The organism is Pseudomonas sp. LBUM1647 (genome assembly GCF_059716175.1).
In genome coordinates this window covers 2789537-2815059 of record NZ_CP166809.1, presented here as the reverse complement: position 1 = coordinate 2815059, position 25523 = coordinate 2789537, and the positions used below count along the sequence as shown (strand labels likewise).

General features: G+C 58.1%; 26 protein-coding genes. 14 read left to right on the top strand and 12 right to left on the bottom strand.

The features are described 5' to 3' along the window. Window positions 1-24: 24 nt before the first annotated feature. Window positions 25-792 carry a DUF72 domain-containing protein gene (locus tag ACA059_RS12790; RefSeq protein ID WP_497634668.1) on the bottom strand — a complete coding sequence of 256 codons (768 nt, stop codon included), beginning with the start codon at window positions 790-792 and terminating at the stop codon, window positions 25-27. Between the two features lie 148 nt (window positions 793-940). Here ACA059_RS12790 and ACA059_RS12785 point away from each other — a divergent pair, with 148 nt between their 5' ends. Beyond that, window positions 941-1372, top strand: a complete 432-nt coding sequence (locus ACA059_RS12785) for a nuclear transport factor 2 family protein (protein WP_497634087.1) — start codon at window positions 941-943, stop codon at window positions 1370-1372. Window positions 1373-1483: 111 nt separating this feature from the next. Here ACA059_RS12785 and ACA059_RS12780 read toward each other — a convergent pair whose 3' ends face one another. Further along, a complete protein-coding gene (locus ACA059_RS12780; protein ID WP_497634085.1) occupies window positions 1484-2044 on the bottom strand; it encodes a nucleotidyltransferase family protein in 561 nt (186 codons plus the stop codon). Window positions 2045-2181: 137 nt separating this feature from the next. On the opposite strand from ACA059_RS12780, the gene ACA059_RS12775 reads away from it, so the two are divergent. From ACA059_RS12775 to ACA059_RS12765, 3 genes are all read left to right on the top strand, one after another. Then, window positions 2182-2583: a GFA family protein gene (locus tag ACA059_RS12775; RefSeq protein WP_497634084.1), complete on the top strand. Its 402-nt coding sequence runs from the start codon at window positions 2182-2184 to the stop codon at window positions 2581-2583. 79 nt (window positions 2584-2662) lie between these two features. Then, entirely contained in the window at window positions 2663-3169 is a 507-nt protein-coding gene (msrA, locus tag ACA059_RS12770; protein WP_497634083.1) for a peptide-methionine (S)-S-oxide reductase MsrA, read from the top strand. 293 nt (window positions 3170-3462) lie between these two features. After that, entirely contained in the window at window positions 3463-3882 is a 420-nt protein-coding gene (locus tag ACA059_RS12765) for an organic hydroperoxide resistance protein (protein ID WP_497634082.1), read from the top strand. Window positions 3883-4641: 759 nt separating this feature from the next. Here the strand turns inward: ACA059_RS12765 and ACA059_RS12760 are convergent. The 3 genes from ACA059_RS12760 to ACA059_RS12750 are packed head-to-tail and all read right to left on the bottom strand — an operon-like array spanning window position 4642 to window position 7637. Further along, complete coding sequence (locus ACA059_RS12760; protein ID WP_497634081.1) at window positions 4642-6150, bottom strand: tripartite tricarboxylate transporter permease; 1509 nt, start codon at window positions 6148-6150, stop codon at window positions 4642-4644. 24 nt (window positions 6151-6174) lie between these two features. Further along, entirely contained in the window at window positions 6175-6669 is a 495-nt protein-coding gene (locus tag ACA059_RS12755; protein WP_497634080.1) for a tripartite tricarboxylate transporter TctB family protein, read from the bottom strand. Then, window positions 6666-7637 carry a tripartite tricarboxylate transporter substrate binding protein gene (locus tag ACA059_RS12750; RefSeq protein WP_497634078.1) on the bottom strand — a complete coding sequence of 324 codons (972 nt, stop codon included), beginning with the start codon at window positions 7635-7637 and terminating at the stop codon, window positions 6666-6668. The genes ACA059_RS12755 and ACA059_RS12750 overlap by 4 nt, the downstream gene beginning before the upstream one ends. A gap of 185 nt (window positions 7638-7822) precedes the next feature. Here ACA059_RS12750 and chrA point away from each other — a divergent pair, with 185 nt between their 5' ends. The 3 genes from chrA to ACA059_RS12735 all read left to right on the top strand — a co-directional run bounded on the left by chrA (window position 7823) and on the right by ACA059_RS12735 (window position 10062). After that, window positions 7823-9031: a chromate efflux transporter gene (chrA, locus tag ACA059_RS12745; protein ID WP_497634077.1), complete on the top strand. Its 1209-nt coding sequence runs from the start codon at window positions 7823-7825 to the stop codon at window positions 9029-9031. Between the two features lie 168 nt (window positions 9032-9199). Continuing rightward, window positions 9200-9550, top strand: a complete 351-nt coding sequence (locus ACA059_RS12740; protein ID WP_497634075.1) for a DUF6152 family protein — start codon at window positions 9200-9202, stop codon at window positions 9548-9550. Beyond that, on the top strand, window positions 9550-10062 hold the full coding sequence (locus ACA059_RS12735) for a DUF6644 family protein (RefSeq protein ID WP_497634074.1): 513 nt from the start codon (window positions 9550-9552) through the stop codon (window positions 10060-10062). Before ACA059_RS12740 ends, ACA059_RS12735 begins: the two co-directional genes overlap by 1 nt. A 3-nt stretch (window positions 10063-10065) precedes the next feature. On the opposite strand, the gene ACA059_RS12730 is transcribed toward ACA059_RS12735, so the two are convergent. Both ACA059_RS12730 and ACA059_RS12725 read right to left on the bottom strand, forming a co-directional pair. Continuing rightward, entirely contained in the window at window positions 10066-11154 is a 1089-nt protein-coding gene (locus ACA059_RS12730) for a polyamine ABC transporter substrate-binding protein (RefSeq protein ID WP_497634073.1), read from the bottom strand. A 54-nt stretch (window positions 11155-11208) separates the two neighbouring features. Beyond that, a complete protein-coding gene (locus ACA059_RS12725) occupies window positions 11209-12510 on the bottom strand; it encodes an NAD(P)/FAD-dependent oxidoreductase (RefSeq protein WP_497634072.1) in 1302 nt (433 codons plus the stop codon). A gap of 148 nt (window positions 12511-12658) precedes the next feature. Between ACA059_RS12725 and ACA059_RS12720 the strand changes: the two genes are divergently transcribed. Further along, window positions 12659-13561 carry a LysR substrate-binding domain-containing protein gene (locus ACA059_RS12720; protein ID WP_497634071.1) on the top strand — a complete coding sequence of 301 codons (903 nt, stop codon included), beginning with the start codon at window positions 12659-12661 and terminating at the stop codon, window positions 13559-13561. 17 nt (window positions 13562-13578) lie between these two features. On the opposite strand, the gene ACA059_RS12715 is transcribed toward ACA059_RS12720, so the two are convergent. Continuing rightward, entirely contained in the window at window positions 13579-13800 is a 222-nt protein-coding gene (locus ACA059_RS12715) for a hypothetical protein (protein WP_140681231.1), read from the bottom strand. A gap of 217 nt (window positions 13801-14017) precedes the next feature. On the opposite strand from ACA059_RS12715, the gene ACA059_RS12710 reads away from it, so the two are divergent. The 6 genes from ACA059_RS12710 (at window position 14018) to ACA059_RS12685 (ending at window position 21079) form a co-directional block, all read left to right on the top strand. Continuing rightward, window positions 14018-14788, top strand: a complete 771-nt coding sequence (locus ACA059_RS12710) for an alpha/beta hydrolase (protein WP_497634070.1) — start codon at window positions 14018-14020, stop codon at window positions 14786-14788. 129 nt (window positions 14789-14917) lie between these two features. Further along, window positions 14918-15175 (top strand): DUF2790 domain-containing protein, encoded by a 258-nt coding sequence (locus tag ACA059_RS12705; RefSeq protein WP_497634069.1) that lies wholly within the window; start codon window positions 14918-14920, stop codon window positions 15173-15175. Between the two features lie 107 nt (window positions 15176-15282). After that, on the top strand, window positions 15283-15954 hold the full coding sequence (locus tag ACA059_RS12700) for a heavy metal response regulator transcription factor (protein ID WP_497634068.1): 672 nt from the start codon (window positions 15283-15285) through the stop codon (window positions 15952-15954). Further along, window positions 15951-17357, top strand: a complete 1407-nt coding sequence (locus tag ACA059_RS12695; protein WP_497634067.1) for a heavy metal sensor histidine kinase — start codon at window positions 15951-15953, stop codon at window positions 17355-17357. Before ACA059_RS12700 ends, ACA059_RS12695 begins: the two co-directional genes overlap by 4 nt. Window positions 17358-18040: 683 nt before the next feature. After that, window positions 18041-19225, top strand: a complete 1185-nt coding sequence (locus ACA059_RS12690) for an acetyl-CoA C-acyltransferase family protein (RefSeq protein ID WP_497634066.1) — start codon at window positions 18041-18043, stop codon at window positions 19223-19225. 429 nt (window positions 19226-19654) lie between these two features. Further along, window positions 19655-21079: an undecaprenyl-phosphate glucose phosphotransferase gene (locus tag ACA059_RS12685; RefSeq protein ID WP_497634065.1), complete on the top strand. Its 1425-nt coding sequence runs from the start codon at window positions 19655-19657 to the stop codon at window positions 21077-21079. 87 nt (window positions 21080-21166) lie between these two features. Here ACA059_RS12685 and ACA059_RS12680 read toward each other — a convergent pair whose 3' ends face one another. From ACA059_RS12680 to ACA059_RS12665, 4 genes are read right to left on the bottom strand one after another with little or no spacing between them, the layout of a single operon-like run. Next, window positions 21167-22309 (bottom strand): hypothetical protein, encoded by a 1143-nt coding sequence (locus ACA059_RS12680; RefSeq protein ID WP_497634064.1) that lies wholly within the window; start codon window positions 22307-22309, stop codon window positions 21167-21169. A gap of 49 nt (window positions 22310-22358) precedes the next feature. After that, window positions 22359-23114, bottom strand: coding sequence for a WecB/TagA/CpsF family glycosyltransferase (locus ACA059_RS12675; RefSeq protein ID WP_497634063.1), 756 nt, complete (start codon window positions 23112-23114; stop codon window positions 22359-22361). Beyond that, on the bottom strand, window positions 23114-24301 hold the full coding sequence (locus ACA059_RS12670; protein ID WP_497634062.1) for a glycosyltransferase family 2 protein: 1188 nt from the start codon (window positions 24299-24301) through the stop codon (window positions 23114-23116). Before ACA059_RS12670 ends, ACA059_RS12675 begins: the two co-directional genes overlap by 1 nt. Continuing rightward, window positions 24298-25500, bottom strand: a complete 1203-nt coding sequence (locus tag ACA059_RS12665) for a glycosyltransferase (protein ID WP_497634061.1) — start codon at window positions 25498-25500, stop codon at window positions 24298-24300. Before ACA059_RS12665 ends, ACA059_RS12670 begins: the two co-directional genes overlap by 4 nt. Window positions 25501-25523: the final 23 nt, after the last annotated feature.

The window sequence follows — 25523 nt, the reverse complement described above, 5'->3', positions numbered from 1 at the left end:
GTTTTTCATGAGTGATCAGGAACCCTAGCCAATACCGAACTTGTCGATGCACGCCTGCAAAGTCAGGGCATTGCCCAGTGCAAAACCGCTGGCGGTGTTATCGAAGATGCACCAGGTGGGGATCCTCGCCTGTGCCGCTTTTTGCATTTGTTGCGCCAACGCCTGCAATCGATCTGAATCATAGTCACTGTGATAAATACGTGGCGAACCATGCAACCGCCAGTAATGGATTCCAGGCCAGCCGCCCGGTGTTCCACCACCTGTGATCGGCGACGGATCAGCCGCGACCCGGCCGACTCTCTGCTCAACCAATAAAGCATCTGCGTTCAGCCAGGTTTCATGCCGAGGCTCGAGTACCAAAGCCCCTGAATATCGCTGCCGTAAAGCCAAGAAGAACTGTGTGGCGGTGCTCTCGTCGTAGGCGAATGACGGCGGCAACTGAACCAGAAGACAACCCAACGAATCGCCAAGCGCCGTGCACTGGGAAAGAAACTCGTCCAGCAGCTGCTCACAACCCTGCAATCGCTGAACATGAGTGATGAGTTTGGGCACCTTGACCGAAAAACGAAACGGCACCTGTACCGATTGTGCCCAACGTAAATACGTTTGTGGTCGATGCGGTCGATAAAACGAACTGTTGATTTCTACCGCCGTCAGGTGCGACGCATACCGCTGCAAATGCGTGCCGTGGGCAGGAAACATCGGCCAGTGCTCACGAGGCAGATTCCACCCCGCACAACCGATGTAACACAACGAATCCTGCTTCGCTCCAGCCAAGAGTTTCACCTTCATTTTTCGAAATAGCGTTCCGACCTTAACTTCGAGAAAAGCACCCAACGCAAGTTCGTTTTTTTCTCGGCCGCATGCTAGGTTGTACGATGACCGATAAGTGATATTTTTCAAGCTCGCTCTGACTACCCACAACAACAAGGAAACACCCATGAAAAAAGTGAAACTGCTGATTGGATTCCTGTGCCTCTTCAGTGGCTACGTAGCCGCCACCCCTGCTTCCGCGGACAAGGATGTTGCGCAAGCCGTCGATCATCTGACGCAAGCCATGTTGCACAAGAACATTGCCGAACTGAAAGCGCTAACCGCCGAGAACCTGACCTACGGGCATTCCAGCGGGAAGATTCAGGACAAGAAGGAATTCATCGCCGATATCGAAACCGGGAAAAGCGCGTTCAAAACCCTGGAGATGCAGAACCAGACCATCACCGTATCGGGTGACGTAGCGTTGGTCCGTCATCACTTCTCGGCACAAGCGCTCAAAGGCACCGAAGTGGTTCCGACCGAAATCGAGAACTTCCAGATTTGGCAAAAACAGAAAGGCCAGTGGTTGCTGGTAGGCCGACAAGCGTTCAAGTTCTGATTTTTGCGTAACGAAGGGGCACCTGTCAGCCAGGCTACGGTCCCCTACCCTCTCCTTTTACCTGCAAGACGACCGTTGATCCGCGAGTGCGCGGCGGGAATGTCTGTCGATTCAAACTGCGAACAGTCGTAGAAAAGGCCAGCGAGCCTGATAACTCCGGGCCTTCTGATCGAACAGATCGGGCTGATGATTCACCGGATTGATCCGTAAAAGCCCTTCTTCGACATCGCTCAAACCGTAAGGCGCATACACCTCGCCGGTCACCACATCCAGACCGATACACGTCCCGGCAATCAGATACCGATCGATGCCATCCTTTGCCGACTGAAGCTTGGGAAAAGCCCTGCCAAATCGCTGACCGTACCAAAGGTGAACCCGTGCCTGGTTCTTGATTTCGATGTTCACGTCGAGGTCGTGGAAGAGCTTGCGGGCGGCAACGATGACTTCATTCTCGGCCTCCCACGACACGTCTTCATCAAAGTAAAAAACGTCGTAATCCTTGATGCCCCACGCGGTGGGAAGCCCGGACTGATGATTCCAGACCGCCTGAAAAAGGCAGCCCGCCGTCAACATGCATTGGTTCAGGCCGAGTGAAGCCAGGCGCCGGGCAATCTCGGCGTTTGCAGGATTGGCCATCGCGATCTCAATCAACGTTTCAGCGGTTAACGTCATGCTATCTCCATGGGGTGCATCACATCCTGAGGGCTGACGATACCTTAAAACCGCCTGACGAAAGACCGGACACCAGGGTTTCACTCAACTCGGTAGGCCGCTAGAGTGGCGCGACCGACACCTGAGAAACGATGAACATGGATGCACTTCACCAAGGAAGTTGCCTGTGCGGCGCAGTGAAATATCGAGTGGCCGCCGAGCTGAAAGCGGTTACCCATTGCCATTGCAGCAAATGCCGCAAGGGCCACGGGGCAGCATTCGCGACGTATGCAAGCGCCCTCAGGTCGGCGATTACGATCATTGCGGGTGTCGAGACGCTGAAAACCTTTAACTCGTCTGAAGGCGTCGCCCGACAGTTCTGTGGCGACTGTGGCTCTTCGCTGTTCTGGTCTGATTCCAAAGGCGAGTTTTCAGATTGGATGTCCGTGGCGATAGGCACGCTGGATACGCCGTTTCTGAGTGAAAAACAGAAACACGTGTGTGTTGCATCGAAAGCGCCGTGGTATGAAATTGAGGATCGCTGGCCACGAATTGAGTGAGCTTCTCGGCCAAAAAGGCGAAACCACATAAGGTACATTGATACCTGATCCCAAATTCACTGATGGGAGGGACCGTACTATGACGACGCGAACTGAAACTGCCATCCTGGCAGGTGGCTGCTTCTGGGGCATGCAGGATTTGCTAAGACGCTACCCCGGCGTAGTGTCAACGCGGGTAGGCTACTCGGGCGGCGATGTGCCCAATGCGACTTACCGCAACCATGGCACGCACGCGGAAGCGATCGAGATCGTGTTCAATCCGGACCAGATCAGCTATCGCCAGATCCTCGAGTTTTTCTTCCAGATCCACGACCCGACAACGAAGAATCGTCAGGGCAACGATGTGGGTATGAGCTACCGCTCGGCACTCTTCTATCTCGACGATGAGCAGAAGCAGGTAGCCGAGGATACGGTGGCCGACGCTGATGCATCCGGCCTCTGGCCCGACAAGGTCGTCACTGAAATCGTGCCCGCAGGCCCGTTCTGGGAGGCAGAGCCGGAACATCAGGACTACCTCGAACACTACCCCAACGGTTACACCTGCCATTTCATTCGGCCAGACTGGAAACTGCCTAAACGAGGGTGATGTCTTGGCCGATCCAGCCTGTCGTGGAGGACCAACGTTTGGCCGTCATTTCCCGCCCCGGTGATGAACAGTCCGTGGCAAATGACGGCTTCACGGATATCGGCGAAGTATCAGGTGACCGGGTGATTTGTATCGCCCTGTATTTTCGCTGGAGATCTTACACAGCGTTACACAACCACTGAATCAGGACACATACGCAGTACATGAAGGTGAAAAAGTGGGTGGCGTCGCATACCTGGCGTTCTCCGATGAACCCAGGCTAAAGAGTCCAACACCCCAGCAGGAGCCACCTCATGATCAATAAAATCGATACCGTGCTTTACACCGGCAAGACCCACACGACGGGAGGCCGTAACGGCGAGGCGCGAAGCGACGATGGACATTTGGACGTCAAGCTTTCCGCGCCTGGCTCGTCAGGGAGTGGCACCAATCCCGAACAACTGCTGGCTGCAGGTTGGTCGGCCTGTTTCATCGGTGCAATGGGTAAGGCGGCTGTCGCATTGAAGGTGACCCTGCCGAGCGACGTTGCCGTCGATGCCGAAGTGGACCTGGGCAAGACCGAAGACGCCTTTTTCCTCCAGGCTCGCCTCAATGTCAGCCTTCCGGGCCTGGACCCTGCTGTCGCACGGGCGGTGGTGGATGGCGCCCACCAGCGGTGCCCGTACTCCAAGGCGACCCGTGGCAACATCGACGTCACGATTAATCTGGTTTGATCGAAGCACCTCGTGCCGCGCCGTTCACTTAAGATCGGGGTACATATCCGTTTCTGCGGTGATGGCGGCTGGCGGTTTCGCTTTTACAGCGAGTCACTTGGAAATACGGAATGCCGCCCAACCCCAAGTAACCAAACGCTTTTGCCCCTGACGTACGGTGCCTCGCCTAGGCTCGGCATGCCCTCGCTCCGGTCCTGCTCCGTGGGCCCGGAGCGAGGGCATGCCGACGGGGCAGATCAAGATCAGAAGCAAGATCAAAAGCCTGGCGCGGTACCTGTGGGAGCGAGCCTGCTCGAAAAAAACGTCCGGACACCGCGTTCATTCAGACAGCACGCGTTATCGTTCACGTCTTTCGCGAGCAGGCTCGCTCCCACAGGGGGAATGCGTACGCATGAAGAGACAGGCCGGCCGGTAGGCCGCCTCGCGTTTGCGGTGCACGCCCCCTCGGGAGGCCGAGTGGAGGTTCTGCGTAGTGGGCAACCCGGCATGGATGCCGGGTTAGCCGCCCCCGGCCATGGATGGCCGATGGCGGCGGGCCCACGGAGCAGGACCGGAACGAGGGCATGCCGAGCCTAAGCGAGGCACCGTACGTCAGGGGCAAGAGCGCTTTGGTTACTTTCGCGCTTTTCGAAAGTGACTCGCTGTAAAAGCGAAACCGATAGCCGCCATGACCGCAAAAACGGATATGTACCCCGACCTTGAGTGAACAACATTACCCGTGCAGCCTGCCTACCCGGCAGGCTGCACTGGCCACTGCCCTCAGTCGTCCTCATGCAACTTGATACCGCGGGCGTGAAGCAGGTGCGGAACCACCAGCACCAGCAGCGTCAGTGCGAGGAACGCGGCCGATATCGGTTGCGTCACAAACACCAGCCAGTCTCCTTCGCTGATGGACAAGGCGTTGCGCAACTGCTTTTCAGCCATCGGCCCCAGCAGCATGCCGACGATCACCGGTGCGACGGGAAAATCGAAACGGCGCATCAAGACCCCGCCCCAACCAATCGCCAACATCAGCAAAAGATCGAAGGAAGAGTGACGCATGCCGTACACGCCGATGGTGGCAAACACCAGAATGCCGGCGTTCAGGTACGGCCGGGGAATCTGCAGGAGCTTGACCCAGAGGCCAACCAGCGGGAGATTCAACACCAATAGGATCACGTTGCCGACATACAGCGAGGCCACCAGGGTCCAGACCAACTCTCCCGACGTCTGGAAGAGCATCGGCCCCGGCTGCAGGTTGTAGTTCTGGAACGCGGCCAACAGAATCGCCGCGGTGGCGGATGTCGGTATGCCAAGCGTCAGCAGGGGCACCAAAGAACCCGTCGCGCTCGCGTTGTTGGCCGCCTCGGGACCGGCAACTCCCTCGATCGCCCCCTCGCCCTTGCTACCCGCAAACTCTTTCGGGTACTTGCTCAGTTTGCGTTCCGCCGAATAGGACAGGAACGTCGGAATTTCAGCGCCACCGGCCGGAATCGACCCGAATGGAAAACCGATCAACGTGCCCCGTAGCCAGGCGGGGACCGAGCGTTTCCAGTCAGAGCGCGTCATCCACAACGAGGTCAAGCGATGCCGGCCGGACGCTTCTTCTTTTTGATACAGCAAGCTATACAACGCTTCACCCACGGCAAACAAACCGACCGCAACGAGCACGACTTCGATGCCATCAACCAACTCCGGCACCGCCAAGGTGTAACGGGCAATGCCCGAGGTCGAGTCCAGGCCGATCAAGCCGACGGTCAGCCCAATCCCGAGCGAGACAAAACCGCGCAGCATCGAAGCGCCGAGTACCGCAGACACCGTCGTGAAGGACAACACCAGAATCGCGAAATACTCGGCAGGACCAAACTTGAGCGCCAGCGTGGCGACAATAGGGGCAAACAACGTCAGCAACACCGTCGCGATGGTGCCGGCAACAAATGATCCTATCGCGGCCGTTGCCAGGGCCGGTCCTGCACGACCGTTGCGCGCCATGAGATTGCCTTCCAGGGCCGTGACCATGGAGGACGATTCACCGGGCGTATTGAGCAGGATAGAGGTGGTCGAGCCGCCGAACTGCGCGCCGTAATAGATACCGGCGAACATGATCAAGGCGCCCGTAGGATCGACCTTGGCGGTGATCGGCAGCAGCAGCGCAACGGTCAGCGCCGGCCCAATACCCGGCAAGACACCAATGGCGGTGCCGAGCAAACAGCCGATAAAGCCCCACATCAAATTGATCGGTGTCAGCGCAGCGGAAAAACCAATGGCCAGGTTTGCGAGAGTTTCCACCTTGTTTACCTCCTTCGGCCCCGGTCAGATCCAGGCGTTGACAAGGGGCGGCAGGGAAACCCCTAGCCCGGCGTTGAACAGCCAGTAAATCGGCAGGGTCAAGGCAATGCCGATGGCGAGGTCACGCACCGGACGGCGACTGCCAAAACCCCGTGCCGAACAGGCAAACAGCAGCCCTGCGGCCAATACGAAGCCGATGAGGTTAATCAGCACGGCCACCCCCACAAGCCCCGCCGTCACCCAGGCTGCGCCGGATTTTCCGCCGGGCAGCGCTTGGGCAGCTTCGTCGCTGTGGTCTGCCAGCTCGCGAAAACCACCGGTAACGGCCTGATAACACAGCAACAGACCGACGACGCCCAGGAACACCGCAACGGCGTACGGATAGACGTGGGCCCCCAGGATGACGAACCCCATCTCGGGCGGAAACCGGAATGCGCCCACCGCCAACACGGCGCTGATGGCAATCACTCCGGCGCCGATCGCCAGTTGTACCGGGACTATTGCGCGAGGCTGAGTCATTTCGAAACCAGCCCGACCTCGACCAGCATCGCACGCAGCCGCACATGCTCTTCGTCGACGAATTTGCCGAATTCATCGCCGGTCAGGACGTTGGGTGACCATTTGTTGGTGTCGATATTGTCTTTCCAGACTTTGCTGTTGGTGGCGGCCACGACAGCGTCGATCACTTCTTTGCGCTGCTCGGGCGTGAGGTTCGCGGCACCGTAAACACCGCGCCAATTGCCGATGGTCACGTCGTAGCCTTTCTCCTTGAGGGTCGGCGCATCGATGCCTTCAATGCGTTCTGGCGCGCCGATGGCGAGTACTCGGAACTGGCCGTTCCTGATGTATTGGCCCAGCTCGGCATAACCACCGGTGATCACCTTGATCTGCCCGCCCAATGCCTGAGCAACGACTTCACCCCCACCCGCGAAGGCGACGTAATTCACCTTGTTGACCGGCACACCCATTTTCGCGGCCAACTCGGCAATGCCGATGTGATCGATCGACCCCTTGGAGCCACCGCCCCAGGAAATACTGGTCGGCTTGTCCTTGAAGACTTTCAGCAAGTCCTCCAGGGTTTTGAACTCGGACTCCTTGCGGACGGCAATCACGTTGTACTCGGTGAACAGCCGGGCAATCGGCGTCACGTCCTTCAAGGTGATTTGCGGCTTGTTCTGTTCAATGGCAGTGACCATGATCGCGCCGACCACGAGCTGCGCATTCGGATCGCCCTTGGTGCTGTTGGCGAACTGCGCTAGCCCCAACGTCCCCCCTGCTCCGCCCTTGTTCTCGAAGGTGGTGGATTTGGCCGTGTTGGCCTCGATCAAAGCTTTGCCCAGAACTCTCGCGGTCTGGTCATAGCCGCCCCCCACAGAACCCGGGGCCATGAACTTGACGGTGTCCAGCGCAAAAGCCGGTGTCGCGAGCGCAGCAGCGGTAACGGCCGTTGCGATGCAGCGGCTGAATCGACGGAACAAAGCGGACATAAGTTGTCTCCCGATTGCATTGTTTTTATAGGTGCCGGGTGAAAATCGATCAGGAAGCGAACCCTGCTCAATGAACATTGGCCTGCGGATAAGCGTAGGCCATGGTTAGAGAGACAGCATTTAACGAATTCGCTATCGTCACGCGACGATTGAACCGGACCCGCTCGAACCAGGAAGGTGAACATATGACCGACCCTCACGCCGATGACCGCAGCAGCGCGTGGTCGGTGTTTCTGATCTTCCTGCGCCTCGGGCTGACCTCTTTCGGTGGGCCCATTGCGCACCTGGGTTACTTCCGCGATGAGTTCGTCACACGACGACGCTGGCTGACCGAGCGCAGCTATGCGGATCTGGTCGCGCTCTGCCAATTCCTGCCGGGGCCGGCCAGCAGCCAGGTCGGCATTGCGCTGGGTCTGTCTCGGGCGGGATACCGCGGGGCGCTGGCTGCCTGGACAGGCTTCACGCTGCCTTCGGCCATTGCGCTGATCCTGTTTGCACTGGGCATTTCCCATTACGGCACGGCTCTCGCGCCCGGCGCACTGCATGGCCTCAAAGTGGTGGCCGTCTCGGTGGTTGCGCAAGCGGTCTGGGGCATGGCACGCAACCTGTGCACGGACGTGCTGCGAGTCACCCTCATGGTGATTGCGGCCTGCGTCGCCCTGCTTGAGCCGTCCGCCTGGGGACAGGTCAGCGTGATTGCCGCTGCGGGATTAACCGGCGTCTTGTTGTTCAAACCCAGCCAGAGTGTCGAGCACGATCCATTGCCGATCACGATCAGCCCCCGGGCCGGGGTGTTCTGCCTGTCGCTGTTCCTGGCATTACTGGTTGGCCTGCCGCTCTTGACCCAGCTGCTGCCCAGTCAAACCATGGCGATGGTGGATGCCTTCTACCGCTCCGGTTCGCTGGTGTTCGGTGGCGGGCACGTCGTTTTGCCACTGCTGCAAGCCGAGGTAGTGCCCAATGGCTGGGTCGACAACGAAACCTTTCTTGCCGGATATGGCGCCGCGCAGGCCGTACCCGGTCCCTTGTTCACGTTCGCCGCGTTCCTCGGCGCCTCGATGAACCTCGCCCCGTCGGGCTGGATCGGCGGCATGATTTGCTTGCTGGCGATCTTCGCGCCGTCCTTTCTGTTGATCGTGGGAGCCCTGCCTTTTTGGGAACGCTTGCGCCGCAGTTTGCGCACACAGGCCGCGCTGGCCGGCGTCAATGCAGCGGTGGTTGGCCTGCTGTTGGCCGCGCTGTATCAGCCTGTCTGGACCAGTGCCATTTTCAAGCCGCAAGACTTCGGTTTGGCACTGGTCGCCCTGGTTGCACTGATGTTCTGGAAACTCCCACCGTGGCTGGTGGTGGTCGGCTGCGGGGTCGCGGGGTGGCTGTTGAGTGTCCTGTTGTGAGGAACAAGAAAATAGCCGACAAGCAAGCTATTGATATTCAAACATCTACTTCTTCAGAAACATTTGCTCGGCGCAGTGCTGAAAAATGTCGGGCTATTCTAAAAACCCTCTGTGGTGAAAACACGTCAGGACTCACGTTGATCAATGATCTGCAACAGGAGACTTGTCATGAAAGGCATGCTCGGCAGCATTGGATTGTCACTGTTACTGGCTGCAACGGCGGCGTTCGCGCATCACGGCTGGAGTGAATACGATTCCAGCAACCCCCTGCAGTTGAACGGCACGATAGAAGAATCCGGTTACTCCCATCCGCACGGTTTCGTGCGTCTCAAAACACAAGACAAAACCTGGAACGTCGTCCTGGCACCGCCCTCGCGCATGGAGAACCGCGGCCTTTCCCGGGACATGCTGAATGTGGGGAACACGGCCACCGTGGTCGGCTATCAGAACCGAAACAAGCCCGATGAAATGCGCGCCGAACGCATCACCGTCGGTGACAAAACCACAGAGTTGCGGTGATGCAGGCCATCGATGCCAGCGCAGGATCGAGTCCGGACAGCTGGCTGGACTGGGTGGGAGACTCGCAGCTTGGCGCGGCCATGCGGGGCGACCTGTGGCTGTATCCGATGGTTGAGGTGGTTCACATTATTGGATTTGCGGTGCTGGTCGGCTCTGTCGTGATGTTCGATCTGCGGGTGCTCGGGCTGTCGAAAGAGATTGCGGTGACGGCCCTGGCTCGCCACCTCCTGACCTGGTCCATCCTGGCCCTGCTGTTGATCGTGCCCGCCGGGCTGATGATGTTTTCAGCCCATCCCCATGACTTCGCATCGAATGACATCTTCATCTTGAAGCTATGCCTGATCGCTACTGCCGGGCTCAACGCTGCTCTTTTCCACGTCGGGATTTACCGCTCGGTCACCCAGTGGAACACGGGCACGGCGGCGCCTGGAATCGCAAAAATCCAGGCGCTGCTTTCGATTGGGTTATGGGTCAGCGTGGTGATGTGCGGTCGGCTACTGGCGTACACCTGATCATCAGGTATTGGTTTTCAACTTGGTCCACAGGCGGGTCGTCAACCGTGCAATGGCCGCAGGTAGTTCCTCGACGGTGAACAACTTGTCCAGCACGCTTTTCGGCGGGTAGATCGCCAGGTCCTGCTTCACTACCGGAGTCACATATTCATCCGCCGCAAGGTTGGGGTTGGCGTAATGGATGCTGTTGCTGATGTTGGCAATGACCTGCGGTGTCAGCAGGTAGTTCATGTAGGCGTAGCCATTCTTCTCGTGCGGCGCGCTCTTGGGCATGACCACCATGTCGAACCACAAGGTGGATCCTTCGTCAGGGATCGAATAGGCGATGTCGATGCCGTTGTTGGCTTCCTTGGCGCTCGCGGCCGCCTGCACGATGTCGCCATTGAAACCGATCACCGCGCAGACATTGCCGTTCGCCAGGTCGCTGATGTACTTGGAGGCGTGGAAATACTGGACGTAAGGTCTGATTTTGAGCAGTGCCTGCTCGGCTTTCTTGTAGTCCGCCGGCTCATGGCTATGGGGCCGCAGCCCCAGGTAATTCAGGGTGATTGGCAGGATCTGCGTAGGGTTATCGATAATCGCCACGCCGCACTGGCTCAGCTTTTTAATGTTGTTTTCATCAAAAAACAGATTCCACGAATGGGTGACATCGGTGTTGCCGAAGATCGCCTTGATCTTCTCGACGTTGTAGCCAATACCCGCCGTGCCCCACATGTACGGATAACCGTACTGGTTGCCCGGATCATTGACCTCGAGTTTTTTCATCAGCGCCGGGTCAAGGTTTTTCCAGTTGGGCAGCTGGCTTTTATCGAGCTTTTGAATGGCCCCGGCTTTTATCAATCGGGACAGAAAATGGTTCGAAGGGCTCACTACGTCATAGCCGGTGTTGCCGGTCATCAGCTTGGATTCCAGCACTTCGTTGCTGTCGTGAATGTCGTACGTTGCCTTGATCCCCGTTTCCTTGGTGAACGTGGGCAGGGTGTCGTCGGCGATGTAGCCGTTCCAGTTCGAAATATTGACGACTTCGTCGGCGTAAGTGGCTGCCGAGAAGGTTGCCAGCATGACCATCAGGGAAATGTTATTGACGCGCATGTTCAATCACCGTGTGTTTGATGAGTTTTTATTGTTTTTTGATCGCCGGGTTTTCTAGATTTCTGTTTTGGCCCTGACCGCCTCCACGCGCATTCGAAGCATGGCACCGATATCGAGCAAGGGCCGCGGTGGCAGCCAGCCCGGCTGAGCTCTGCGCATCACCGATTCGAGGATGGGCGAGCTGGCACCCGATGCCAGTTCGGCGAGCAAGCGTCCCCAAAGGGTGCCTCGTGCGACGCCCGAACCATTGCAGCCGGCCACCGCAAACACACCTTCGTCGACCTTGGCGAAATACGGTTGCCCGGTGCGTGAAGCGCTCAAGTGTCCGGTCCAGGTGTATTGAATGTCCTGCTCGTTCAAAAACGGGAAGCGTCGTTGCAAGCCGAGTACATGGTGTTTGCGACGGTGCAGCAGCTCACTGTCGGATAAATCCCGAGAACGGTATTCCGCTGTGTTGCGGATCATCACGCGGCGGTCCGGGGTCAGTCGCACCGTAGCGCCCAAGGGTCGGGTGGACAGCACGCCCCAAGGCTCAACCGCGCCGATGGACTTGAACTCGGCGTCGCTGAGTGGTCGTGTCAGGCTGGCGCTGAGTTCCATCGGGAATGTCCCGCTGTCCTCTATTCCGGAGCGCGGAATGAACGCGTTCAGGCACACCAGGACTTGCCCGGCCTCGATGCTTCCATCGGTGCCATTGGCGCGAATACGCCCTTTGCCCAAGCGCTCCAGGCCAGTGATATCGGTGTTCTCAAACAGGGTCACGTTGGCCGGCAGCGTATCCAGCAGGCCCTTCACATATTTGGCGGGTTGCAGCAGTGCGTTGCCATTGCCGCACCAGATCGCGGCCCGGTAATGCGCGGTGCCCAGTTGTTTGCTCAGCGGCTCACCTTCCAGAAAATGCGCAGAGGCGCCGACAGCGCGTAGCGTTGTCAGTTTGGCTGCGACATCGGTCAACTTGCCGGGATCGTTGACGGCGAAGTAGTAGCCCGACTCCCTGAATTCACATTCGATGCCCAGGCGAGCAATGCGCTGGCGCACTTCGTCACTGGCGGCACGGGAAATCGAGGTATCGACTTCAAAACCGGCAAAACCCGGGTTGCCGATCAGCTCATCCTTGGCCGGATGTTCGTGACCCACCACGAAACCTGAATTGCGCGCCGAGGCGCCCTGTGCGGCCCGTTGTCTGTCGACAATCACGATCCGCGCCTGAGGGTGCATTTCAGCGAGTGTGTGAGCGGCGCACAGCCCGGTGATACCGGCACCGATAATCAGCCAATCAGCTTTTTGCGTGCCTTTGAGAGCATCGCGAGCGGGTGAACTCCCCGCCTGCGCAATCCAGCCACATACATTGGTCATGCGTCACCTCATCTGCCTGTCGTTCTGCAGCACCGCACATGACGTCATCGCATGAGTATTTCCGGCTGGCGCTGGCTAGAGCTAGAATCTATAAGGCCTGTAGTGATACAACCAACGTTATAAAATCATCGAGCTATTCCGAAAACGCATGGATAAAATTCACCACGTTCCTTCTCTCCAGGCCTTGCAGGCGCTGGTCGAGGTCGCAGGCTCGGGCAGCTTCACGCAAGCGGCGCAAAAGCTGTGCCTGACCCAAAGCGCAGTGAGCCGAAAAATCCAGCAGTTGGAGAGCCACTTCGACTTGCCGATGTTCGTAAGGAATAGCCGCAGTGTTCGACTGACACCGGAAGGCGAGCAGGTGCTTGCAACCGCTCGAAGTATCCTGGCGCAACTGAAAACCCTTGAAGATCGGCTGACACCGCAAAAACGACCCTTTCGCATCCGCATGCATGTGTCGCTGGCGGTTCGATGGTTGCTGCCAAAGTTGAGCGAGTTCTATCGAAGTCATCCGCAGGTTTCGCTGTCGATCGAAACCGTGGCCACTGAAGTGGTGGAGCCGGCCATCGACAGCGACGCCTACATCCTCTATCTGCCCGAGCCGTCCCGCGACCCTGACTGCCTGACCTTGTTCGAAGAGGCGCTGGTGCCGGTGTGCGCCCCAGGCCTGGGCAGCACGACCCAGCCGTTGGAATCTGTGGCCGATCTCGTGCGTTTCCCGCTGTTGCATCGCTCGGCGGACAAACATGACTGGTTCCGATGGCTGCAAGCCAATGGCGGCCAGTCACTCGAGGACTACCGGCATATCCCCTTCAACCTCGACGAGTTGGCGCTTGATGCAGCGGCGCGAGGGCTGGGCGTCGCCATGACTGACCTGACCCTGGCAGGCGAATCACTCGAACGAGGCGTGCTCGTCGTTCCGTTCGGCCACCCCTTGAAGACCCGCGGCATTTACGCCTTGAACCTGCAACCTTCCGCCGCCGCTCACCCCGCCTGTGCGTTGATCATGCAGTGGTTCACCCAACAGGCCGAACAGCCAGCAGGCGAAGTTTGACCACCAGGGATTGACCACTACGTTCCGCGCCCCAACCCTTCTGTCGCATTGGCAAAAGCAGCGCTCGCCTCTTGAACCAGCCTGCGCCATTCAGCACTGTTGATGAGTCCGGTGCGCTCCATCTCATCGGCAGCCTTGAGCAACTCGTCATATTGCTCTTCGGCATCCATCCGGATTTCGGGCACTTTCAGGAGCTGATACCAGGCCGCCAGGGCTTCGCTCTTTTGATCATCACTCATGCTCAAACTCCCAAAGACAGTCTTGGTTTTGAAGTTTTTTCATGGGTGGCGTTCCTCACTCCCGACATACGGCAGGCAGGCATAAGGACAGGCGCGCCGTGCATTACAAACTTGTCATTGAGTTGTCAGCGTAGCCAGCACCCTCGCTTCATACAGTGGCGTCGTCAGTCACCCACCGTGGGTGACCCACCTACCACTGATGACAAGGGTCGACACCATGAAACCATTGAGCAAACTCTGCCTGATCGCCGCCAGCCTGTTGATGCTGGGCACCGGTTCCGCCATGGCCAGCGACATCGCGCCGGTCAAGGCCAACAACGTCGTGCTGGTGCACGGTTCCTGGGCCGATGGCTCGAGCTGGTCGGACGTGATCACCCGGTTGCAGGCCGCCGGCTTGCACGTGACGGCGGTGCAAAACCCGTTGACCTCAGTCTCTGACGACGTTGCCGCCACCCAACGCGTGCTCGCTCAACAAGACGGCCCGACCGTACTGGTCGGCCATTCCTACGCTGGCACCGTGGTCAGTGAAGCCGGGGTCAATCCGAACGTCAGCTCGCTGGTTTACGTTGCAGCCCGAGCACCGGACGCGGGCGAGGACTTCGTTGCGTTGTCGGCCAAGTACCCGACCATGCCCGTGCGCGCCGGCACCGAGGAACACGATGGTTTCATCAGCCTGAAGCAAGACGCCTTCCTCAAGTACTTCGCCAGCGATGTGCCCCACAACAAGGCGATGGAATTGTTTGCCGTCCAGCAACCGATCGCCAAAACCCTGTTCACCGACCGCACCACCGCTGCCGCCTGGCACACAAAACCGTCCTGGTACGCGGTCTCCAGCCTCGATCAAACCATCAACCCAGACCTGGAACGCTTCCTCGCCAAACGCATGAACGCGACCACCATCGAGCTGCCGTCGAGCCATCTGTCTTTGGTCTCCCACTCCAAAGAAATCGCTGACCTGATCCTCGAAGCCGCTGGTCGCCAACCGTAACGTCGGCGCCGTTTCATTACAAAATTGTCATTCAACTGTGGGTCGGCTGTGCGGATCGCCTGGTTAACCTGAATTCACTGCCAGGCAGCCCATCGGCAGCCAACCCGCCCCTGAATAGAGGGAATCATCATGAAAATGTTAATCCTCGGTTTTGCTGCTCTGCTCGCCACCGGTTCGGCGTTTGCCGATACCCAGACCACCGAACCTGTCATCCACGACAGGACCGGTTTCTTCGTCCACCTGGATATCGCCAAAGACCTGTCCAGCAATATCATCACGCAAGAATGCGGCATCGTCCCCGCGCAGCTGATTTATCTCGACCATCAGGGTCGCAAGCACGTGCTGGATTACCAGGTCCAGGGCATGGGTTGCATTGGTGATAATTGATCACACCCCTGTACTCACAAAGGATCGGGCTACACTGGCGCCACTGGCTGACCTCTGTAGCCCGCGCCGCGACAGGTATGTTGCAGACACCGAACCAGGCAGATCCCATGAACATCCTCGTAGTCGAAGACGAACCCAAAGCAGGCAGTTACCTGCTCAACGGCCTGCAGGAACTCGGCTACTCCGTCAGCCTGGCCCGCGATGGCGTCGATGGCTTGCACCTGGCTCTGGAGAACGATTTCGACGTCATTGTGCTGGACGTCATGATGCCGAAAATGGATGGCTGGGAAGTCTTGCGCCGCTTGCGCAAGGACGCCGACACCCCGGTGCTGTTTCTCACGGCCCGCGATGACATCGCCGACCGCATCAAGGGCCTGGAACTGGGCGCCGACGATTACCTGATCAAACCGTTTTCCTTCGCCGAACTGGTGGCGCGCCTGCGCACCCTGACCCGGCGCGGTCCCACCCGGGAAGAAGAACAGTTGCAAGTCGCCGACCTGCAAATCGACGTGCTCAAACGCCGCGTCACCCGTGCCGGCGTGCGAATCACCTTGACCAACAAGGAGTTCGCCCTGCTGCATCTGTTCGCCACTCACCAGGGCCAGGTTCTGTCGCGCTCGATGATCGCTTCGCGGGTCTGGGACATGAATTTCGACAGTGACACCAACGTCGTGGATGTCGCGGTGCGGCGTCTGCGGCTGAAAATCGACGACCCGTTCCAACTCAAATTGATTCACAGCGTGCGCGGTATCGGCTACCGCTTCGATACGCAAGCATGACCTCCCGCCTTCGCCACTCATTGACGCTGCGCCTGGCACTGGTGTTTGCCTTGCTCGCCTTTGTCTCGCTGACCCTCCTGGGTGTGGCGTTGTACCGGGATCTGGAACGCGAGCTGATTCGTCGCGACGACGCCGCCCTGGTGAACCGCATCGATCAACTGCGCACCTTCCTCAACGACAGCAACACGCTGGATCTGATCAAGACCAAACCGGCACTGTTCCAGAACATGCTCGGCAACCGCGAGGCGCTGCTGACCATCGGCGCCCCCGGACAAAAACCGTTGCTGGTGGTCAACCCCGGAAACCTCGCCGTGCCGTCGCTGGCACCGGTGGCCATGGACCATCCGTTGGCGCTGGCCGACGTGCAGCACTACCCGAGTGTGGACGGCGTGCCCTTCGCGGCGCTGGCGGCGACCATCGACTCCGGCGACTTGGGCAGCCTGCAAGTGGTCACCGGGCGCCTGATGACCGAGCGCACCGCGGTCCTCGCCCGCTACCGCCTCAACGTGTACCTCTTCGCCAGCGTGGCGGCGATTCTACTGGCCCTGTCCGGCTATCTGCTGGTACATCGCGGGCTCTTGCCCGTGCGACGCCTGGCCCGACATGCCCAAGGTATCGGCGTCGGCAACCTCACCGAGCGCCTCGACAGCCAGGGCGCACCGCGGGAACTGCTGCCGATGATCGAAGCATTCAACTCAATGCTCGACCGTCTCGGCAAGGGCTTCGTGCAACTGGGTCAGGTGTCGACCGACATGGCCCACGAACTGCGCACGCCGATCAACAACCTGCTCGGCGAAACCCAGGTTGCCCTGCAGCAAAACCGCAGCATTGAGGCCTATCAGCAACTGCTCGCCTCTAATGTCGAAGAGCTGGAGCGTCTCGCGCGGATGCTCGACAACATGCTGTTTCTGGCCCGCACCGACCCGGCCAGTGCTTTGCGCCAACGGCAGGAGCTGGATGCTGCCGATGAAATGGAACGCATGGCCGACTATTTCGAAGGGCTGGCGGCGGATGTCGGGATCAGCATTGATGCACAGGGCAGCGGAGTGATCTGGGCCGAACCGATGTTGCTGCGCCGCGCGCTGGCTAACCTTTGCGCCAACGCCATCAAATACGGCGCGCCTGACTCCGAGCTGTTCATCCACGCCACGCCCGCGGCCGACGGCATCCGTCTGCAAGTGCGCAACCACGGCCAGACCATCCCCACCGAACACTTGCCCAGACTGTTCGAGCGCTTCTACCGGGTCGACGAATCCCGCGAACGCTCGGCGCACTCCAACGGCCTGGGCCTGTCGATCGTGGCGACGATCATGCAGCTGCACAATGGGGCTTACAGCGTTAGCAGTGCTGACGGTATCACCTGCTTCGAGCTGTTTTTTCCGGCGCGGCAATTGGATGAATAAGGTCCCGGCACCCACTGATCGTTCCAACGTCGAGGTGTCGAACTGTCCGCGTGGGGAACGATCAGGTGTACGCGCAGGCGTTGAGAAAATAGGCCGGCCGGTAGGCCGCCTCGCTGTTGCTCTTGCGGTGCACGCCCCCTCGAGAGGCCGAGTGGAGGTTCTGCGCAGTGGGCAACCCGGCATGGATGCCGGGTTAGCCGCCCCCGGCCATGGATGGCCGATGGCGGCGGGCCCACAGAGCGGGACCGGAGCGAGGGCATGCCGAGCCACAGCGAGGCACCGAACGAAAGGGGCAAGAGTCCTTGGTTACTTGGGGCTCTTCCAAGTGACCCGCCGTAAGGGCGGAACCATAAGCCGTCGTGACCGCAGAAACGGATATGTACACAAAAAACAAAACGCAGGTCGGCCCCTGATCCACCGCCCCATCGCTACGCATGTGTGTACCTGGAAACACCGAGCTTAAGTGAACAGCATTACGGACGTGTACCGGGCTTTTTTATTTTCTTTTCTGCGCTTTTGACCGGATCAGACGGGTCAAAAAGCGACTTCAATTGAAATGGCCAAAAACGCCACCCCCCTTGAGCAGTTTTGGCATAGGCCAAAATCACCGCTGTGTCTAGACTCACCCCCATATAACAGTGCGAAAGCACACTTGAGTCCAGGACTGTTCCAGGGGAACCCGCATGAACCCATCCGACATTTTTGTTATCAGCGCCGTCCGCTCGGCTATCGGCAGCTTTGGCGGTTCGCTCAAAGATGTGCCACCTATCCAACTGGCCACTGACGTTTGCCGCGCCGCCATTGAACGTTCGGGGCTGGCACCTGAACACATCGGTCACGCGGTGATGGGGCATGTGATCCCGACGGAAGCACGTGACGCCTACATCTCTCGTGCCGTGGCGATGAATGCCGGCCTGCCGAAAGAGACGCCCGCCTTCAACGTCAACCGCCTCTGCGGTTCTGGTTTACAGGCCATTGTCAGTGCAGCTCAAAGTTTGATGTTGGGGGATGCAGGGGCTGCGCTGGCGGGCGGCGTCGAGTCCATGAGCCGCGGGGCCTATTTGTTGCCGCAGGCGCGCTGGGGCGCACGCATGGGTGATATGCAAGCCATCGACTACGTGCTCGGTGCTCTGCAAGACCCGTTTGGCGGTTTCCACATGGGCATTACTGCGGAAAACATCGCCGAGCGCTATGGCATCACTCGTCAGGCTCAGGATGAGTTGGCGCTGCTCAGCCAGCAACGGGCGGCCCGGGCGATTGCCGAAGGTCGATTCACCGACCAGATCGTGCCGATCGAAGTGGCGTCCCGCAAAGGTACCGTGACGTTTGCGACGGACGAGCATGTCCGCGCCGAGGTCAATGCCGAGCAATTGGGCAAGATGAAACCGGCCTTCAAAAAAGACGGCAGCGTCACCGCCGGCAACGCGTCGGGCCTCAATGATGGTGCCGGAGCACTGATCATGGCCACGGGTCAGATGGTTCTCGACCAAGGCCTCAAGCCCATCGCCCGACTGGTCGGTTACGCCCATGCCGGTGTGGAGCCAGAGCTGATGGGGTTGGGACCGATTCCCGCCACCCGCCTGGTCCTCAAACGCGCCGGCCTGACCGTTGCCGACCTGGATGTCATCGAGTCCAACGAAGCATTCGCGGCCCAAGCGTGTGCCGTGGCGCAGGAACTGGGCTTCGACCCGGAGAAGGTCAACCCGAACGGTTCGGGGATTTCTCTGGGCCACCCGGTGGGCGCGACCGGTGCGATTATCGCCACCAAGGCAATTCACGAACTGCACCGTGTTCAGGGTCGTTATGCCCTGGCAACCATGTGCATCGGCGGCGGCCAGGGTATCGCCGTGTTGTTCGAACGCGTCTGATCGGCCCAAACGAAGACGGCGCCCATTGTGGGCGCCGTCTCGTTTTACCGCGATGGAATCAGTGCGCAAGGCACATCGATTTCAACTCGGTGTAAGCCTCAATGACCGCACGCCCAAACTCGCGCGGCCCATGCTCAACCTCCCCGGCACCCGCGCCGCGGACGACCCTGCGGCAGGCCGGTCAGTATCTCGATGGGCTTCATTTTTTCAGGCCCGAAGGTTCTACTAAACTACGCAGAACTACGCAGATTCAGTGAATGATTTCACAGTACTGCTAAAGTGATAGCACGCGTCGCCACATGCTCCCAAAGCCTGTAATTTCCGAAGGTGGGAGGCTAATCACGGTGACGCCAACGCTCTCAGCGAGGGCAGCATGAACTGAATCGCGTCATCATCGAGCGCGAGGGGCAGCAGACATGAGGTCTAAATATGATATTTGAGCCCAACAGTACCCGTTCCGTTCTCCAGCGAAGAAGCAGTACCAGTATCGTTATTCAGGCTGGTCTCGATTGTGTTGCGGTGACCGGTGTTGCGTGGTTTTTGATCAATTATCATATCGGTTTCATAACGCAGGACTACGTCATCCTGCTCCTGTTGCTGCTGGGGGCGCTGGCCGTCGTGTACGACCACTATGCTATTTACCGCAGCAATGTTGGTTTTAACGTCAAAGCCTTCAAGCTTTTGAAAGCGTGGACTGCCACGTTTGGCTTTCTCGTTGCCATGGCCTTTCTTACCAAGCAAAGCGAACAGTACTCGCGCTTATTGGTCGGGCAGTTATTTGTTGTTGGATATTTTGCTCAGTTGCTTTTGCACCTCGCGACACGCGAGATGCAGAAGAAGTTTTTGGCCCACCCGACTCAATTGGAAAATTCGCTCATCATTGGCTCGGGCGAGCTGGCCAGCTATCTTCACAAGAAAATCAGCAATAACCCCTGGCTCGGTGAACGCATAGTCGGCTGTGTGTTGATTGGCGCGGACGATGATCGGGGAAAGGAAAGTCTGGAAGGCGCGCAACGTCTGTCGATACTGGGCGATATCTCCGACCTAGATGAGTTAGTTGTTAAACATGCCATTCGTACCGTCTATTTCGTGACCCCTCTGGGTGGCTCAGAGGTCATCCAGGATGTTTATTTAAGGCTGTTCGATAAACACATCTCTGTTAACTGGGTGCCTGATATTTTCTCGTTGCGCCTGATCAACCACAGTGTTCGCGAAATTGCCGGCATTCCCGTGCTGACCTTGTCTGAAACTCCGCTGATGGGCATGCGTCTGTTTCTGAAGAACCTTGAAGACAAAGTCCTGGCCTTTCTCATTTTGGTGCTTGCAGCGCCAGTCCTGGTAGCCGTCGCCATTGCCATCAAGCTCGATAGCCCCGGCCCCATATTCTTTCGCCAGCAGCGCATGGGGTGGAGTGGAGAAGCTTTTCGGATCTGGAAGTTCAGAAGCATGGTCGTCCATCAGCCGGAAGACGGCGTCGTCAAGCAGGCGCAAAAGAATGACCCGCGCATGACCAGGGTTGGCGCCTTTATTCGGCGGACCAGCCTCGATGAACTACCGCAGTTGTTCAACGTTTTGATGGGGGAAATGTCTCTGGTGGGCCCTCGCCCGCACGCTATTCAACACGATGTGCAGTACTCGCCCGATGTCTCGGGCTACTTTGCGCGTCACAACATTAAACCGGGTATCACAGGCCTGGCTCAGGTACGTGGCTATCGTGGTGAAACGAAGGATATAGATCAGATGATTCGGCGTGTTGACTCGGACATCGAGTACATCAACAACTGGTCGCTATGGCTCGATTTCATCATCCTTGTACGAACCGTGTTTGCCTTCTCCGGCAAGCATGCCTACTAGCCATTCCTGAGTGCCTGGACGATCTCAAGGCCATCCGGATGTGTTCATACGGGCAAAAGCTGCATCGCTTTAAAATCAGCAACCCGTTCAGATGGATACGATACTTTCCAGGACCGGCGGTGACTTCAGATGAGCGTAGCGACTACGCAAGGTGTCGAGAAGCGCTTCACCCGGCTCCCTGGAACAATGGAGGTATATTTTGAAAAGACCGCCAAAACCCATTTCTCGATATCGATTAGCGACTTCCTCATCTCTCGGACCGTCCGGCAACCCAAGATGAAGTGTCAACCTCTTGCCTTCGACAGCAAATAGAGGCGTCTCCCAAAGAAATTGCGCTGCGCCCGCCTTGGGCAGTCGAACGAACAAATAGCCGTGATTGCCCAGCGTATCAACATCACCGCCACGCCTTCTCTTCCACTCAAGAAGTCCATCGTCCGGGCGTGCCAGGCAAGTGCCGATATCATAATAGTCAAAACCATTTTCTATCGCCCATTCAAGCGCCATGAACGTGGTAATCGAGTTGATTTCACGCAACTTCTTGGCATCTGAAAATACAACATCGGGATAGCCGAAACGAATCGTGCTCCAGTAGCGTTTTCCTGCCCGGGTAATGACGCACCCAAGATGGCATGCAACAATTTCATCCTCCAGCAGTACCAGATCGAGCCGCCCGGCATTTTTTGCCACCCTTTGAACCTCATGCGATTCAATTTGAGAGGCGGCTGCTCCATGCCTAGCTCTGGCATAGGGCTTAAGCATTTCCCGATCTGCGATTTCAATTTCGTCATCGTTCAAGGCCTGTTTCATACGATAACGCAGCCGGTTTTTGCGCAGATTTCGACGTAACTCGGTATTGTACCTGGCCGTAATATCCTCAATTGACCTGCTCAGCGGAACGACCGCACTCAAATATTGAGGCACATACAAGGCACCCAAGGTCGGCATTTCACTGACCCGCACCGTCCGGTCTGACGTGCTCAACTTCAACTGACCATCAACCGCTTGAGGCTCAGCGCCCAATAGAACCTTCACAAACTCCCGCTGTGTTTTCCTGCCCACATAGAGAATGTCGTGAAGGCTGTCTTCCCGCAGTCTGAACCTGACAATTTCCCAACGCCAAAAACAGGCTCGCCCAAGAATATCCCGCAGCCAGGCAGCCGCTTTCCTTAGCTCAAATCGCATCGAAGGAGATATGAACTTACGCATCAACTCTGCTATGTATTCTTTCATTTGGTTATCAGCACAATTCAAGGAAGGGGTATTTGAGTTAATCCGCCATCTATTTCGAACACGTCACCTTTTCTTTATCCCTGTAGATCAGTGTGCGTAACAAGAACATCGGATTACCCACCACATAGCGTCTGAATAATCGCTTTGGCTCACCTAGTAGCCTGAACACCCACTCACAACCGAGACGACGCACCCACTGCGGAGCACGAGTGACCTTGCCGCCGAGAAAATCCAGAATCGCCCCTCCGCACACGACCAGACAGGGCACGCCACTGACGGCTAACCTGGCGGCAACGGCTTCTTGCTTGGGCATGCCCATACCCAACACAACCAGTTCCGGCTGAAACTGCCGGGCAAGGTTTATGTAAGCATCCACCGGCGCGAAACCATGGTGGGCAGAGACTACATTGACCGCAAATAGCGCTTCGCTCCGCTGCACCGCATTGGCTAGAAAGGGCTCTTCAGTCCCCCAGAAAGCCACGCGCCGGCCCTTGAACGCGGCCAGCAATTTGGGAATGAAATCGGTGCCATTCATATTTAACCCCGGCTCCAGGCCGAGGCGACGAAACAGGATGGCCATGCCGGAGCCATCCCGTAATAACACGTCCGCAGCCAGCAGCGCGTTGAAGTAGTCGGTATTGGCCGCCACCAGATTCATGGCATGGGCATTCGCGAACCCGAGCACTTTCGTCACGTCAGGTCTGGATAACGCATCAATCAATGCTTGCTCGTCATCAACATCGCTGACCACCCTGAGTTTCCGGGTAATCGTTTGCCAGCTGTGCTGCCAGGATAAAGGACGCATCAGGTGTCATCTCGCTTCGAACGCACCCATTCAACCTGGCGCTTAAGCAAAAATCCGAGATACAGAGGGATTTTCTTCATTGCGTAGAACGGCGCATACAACAAGGCTGAAAAAGAAATAATCCCGCGACCAAATTGGCTCCATGCCAGCAAGATAGTCACCCCCAATATTGCCACCCCGGAAGAAGCTATCAAGGCTGGCGCCAAAGCTCCGGACAGCATAAATACCAACCAGGACAGACCAAATGCCGCCGCCAAGGCCAACGTCAATAAGGCCAACGGAGGGACCAGCAAATCCAGCGTCATCGCCAGCAGACACCAGTTACGCTGGCCAATCGACTCCACCAGCAACTTTGGCGTATCCCCAAGGATTACTCCTAGATGACCATGCTCCCAGCGCGTACGCTGGGTAGTTAAGCCTTCATCGCTGCGCGGAAAATAACTGGTCACCAGAGCATCGGGGCAGAACATAGGCGGCTTGCCGCTTCGGCATAAATCCAGGCCCATCTTCAAATCTTCAACGATGTGGCCACTGGCCAAATTGATCAACGTCATATCCCGCCAGACGAAAGCCATTCCCGTGCCCATTAACTGACAGGGCAAACCAAGCCGGGTCCAACCCTGCGGCCGTACCCGATTCTTCACACACCAGGCAAACTCGGCAAGCCGCACTTTTAGCCCGGAACCTGCTGGAGCACGCATTAAATTAAGTGCTTGCGCTGGCCGCCCTGAGTCGGTGCAACAGATTGCCAAACGCTCAATAGAACCCTCAGCCACCTGGCAATCCGCATCGACAACAATCATGACGTCCGGCGCATCACTCGCCAAATGACGCACCCCGCAGTCCAGCGCATAACCCTTGCCACGCTGCTGATCATTGCTGCGCTCCACCACTTCGGCGCCCGCCGTGCGGGCCTGCGCGGCCGTGTCGTCAGAACAGTTATCCGCCACCACTAACAGACGATCACCCAAAAGCAACTGCGGCCGAATGCTGTTTAACGTCGCGACGATGATCGAGGATTCATTGTGTGCCGGTATCAGCACCGCCACCCGCGGTCGCGATCCTGGCGCCGACGAGCGCGACCGTGCAGGCAGGCAGGCCATCAGCACCTGCACAAACAGCACCAACACCGGCAGGAGGATGAGTATCAGCAGTGAGCTGAACAGCCAACTAAGTAATGTGATCATGCTTGCGCCCTAAACAAATTAGCCAACTTGGCCGCTTCGATATCGATGTCGTGGCGCTCCAGCACTCTCTGATAAGCCGCCTCGCCCATCCGCTGCAACACCTCGACAGGTTGCGCGAGGCAGTCCGCCAGCGCCGCCGCCAACTCATCCACAGCTCCAGCGGGAAACAACCAACCGTTCTCACCCTGGCGCACTAACTCGGGAATGCCCGCCACATAGCTCGTCAGTACGGGTCGGCGCAACGCCATGGCTTCCATGATGACCACCGGCAACCCCTCGGCGAAGCTCGGCAACACCAAGGCCCGCGCCGCAAGAATCTCCGCCCGCACCTGATCGCTGCTGATCCAGCCGGTAATTCGCACCCGCGCCTGCAAGCCATGCCGTGCAATCAGGGTTTCGATTTCCGCGCGCATTTCCCCATCGCCGGCCAGTACTATTTCGAACTCCACACCTTGAGCTGCCAGGATGCGGGCGGCCTCAAGCAGCAAAAGCTGCCCCTTCTGCTCACACAAACGACCTACGCAAACCAACCGCGGCGCGGATGGCACGGCAACGGCCGGCACATCGTGAAACGCCCGTTCCAGCCCACAGTGCACCACCTTTACCCTTGGCCAGTGCGCATGAGCCACCCAGCGAAACAGCTGGCTGCGCCCATAAGAACTGATAGCAGCGACAAAGGCAGCGCGCCGGACTTTCTCGCCCAAGTGAATAAACTGCGGTTTGTCGAACTCTTCCGGCCCGTGCACGGTAAAACTGTACGCCGGCCCACCGAGCACATTGGCCAGCATCACCACCTCGGTTGAGTTGGTGCCGAAATGCGCATGCACATGCTCGGCGCCGAACGCCTGCAACCAGGTCAGCACGCGACACGCCTCGGACAAGTAAACCAAATGGTATGGCCAGGGGCGATCGGCACGCCGGCCCATGCGTAGCGCCAGCCACAGCGCCGAAAAAAAGCGTCGCGGCTGGGCGCGCAGCACCTGCAGCACAGGCACTAACAGCTCTTTGACTCCACCCTGCAGCACATACTGGGTTTTTTCGCGCTCGGACACGTCCTCGGCATCCACCAATTCGGCATCCCAGCCACGCAGAGCAATGCGCTGCACCACAAACCCCTGACGTTCCAACGCCAAAATCTCGCGACGAATGAAGCTATGGCTGACTTTAGGGTATTGATTGATGAAATAAGCGATACGCATAGGAACCAGACTTAGTTGTCGTT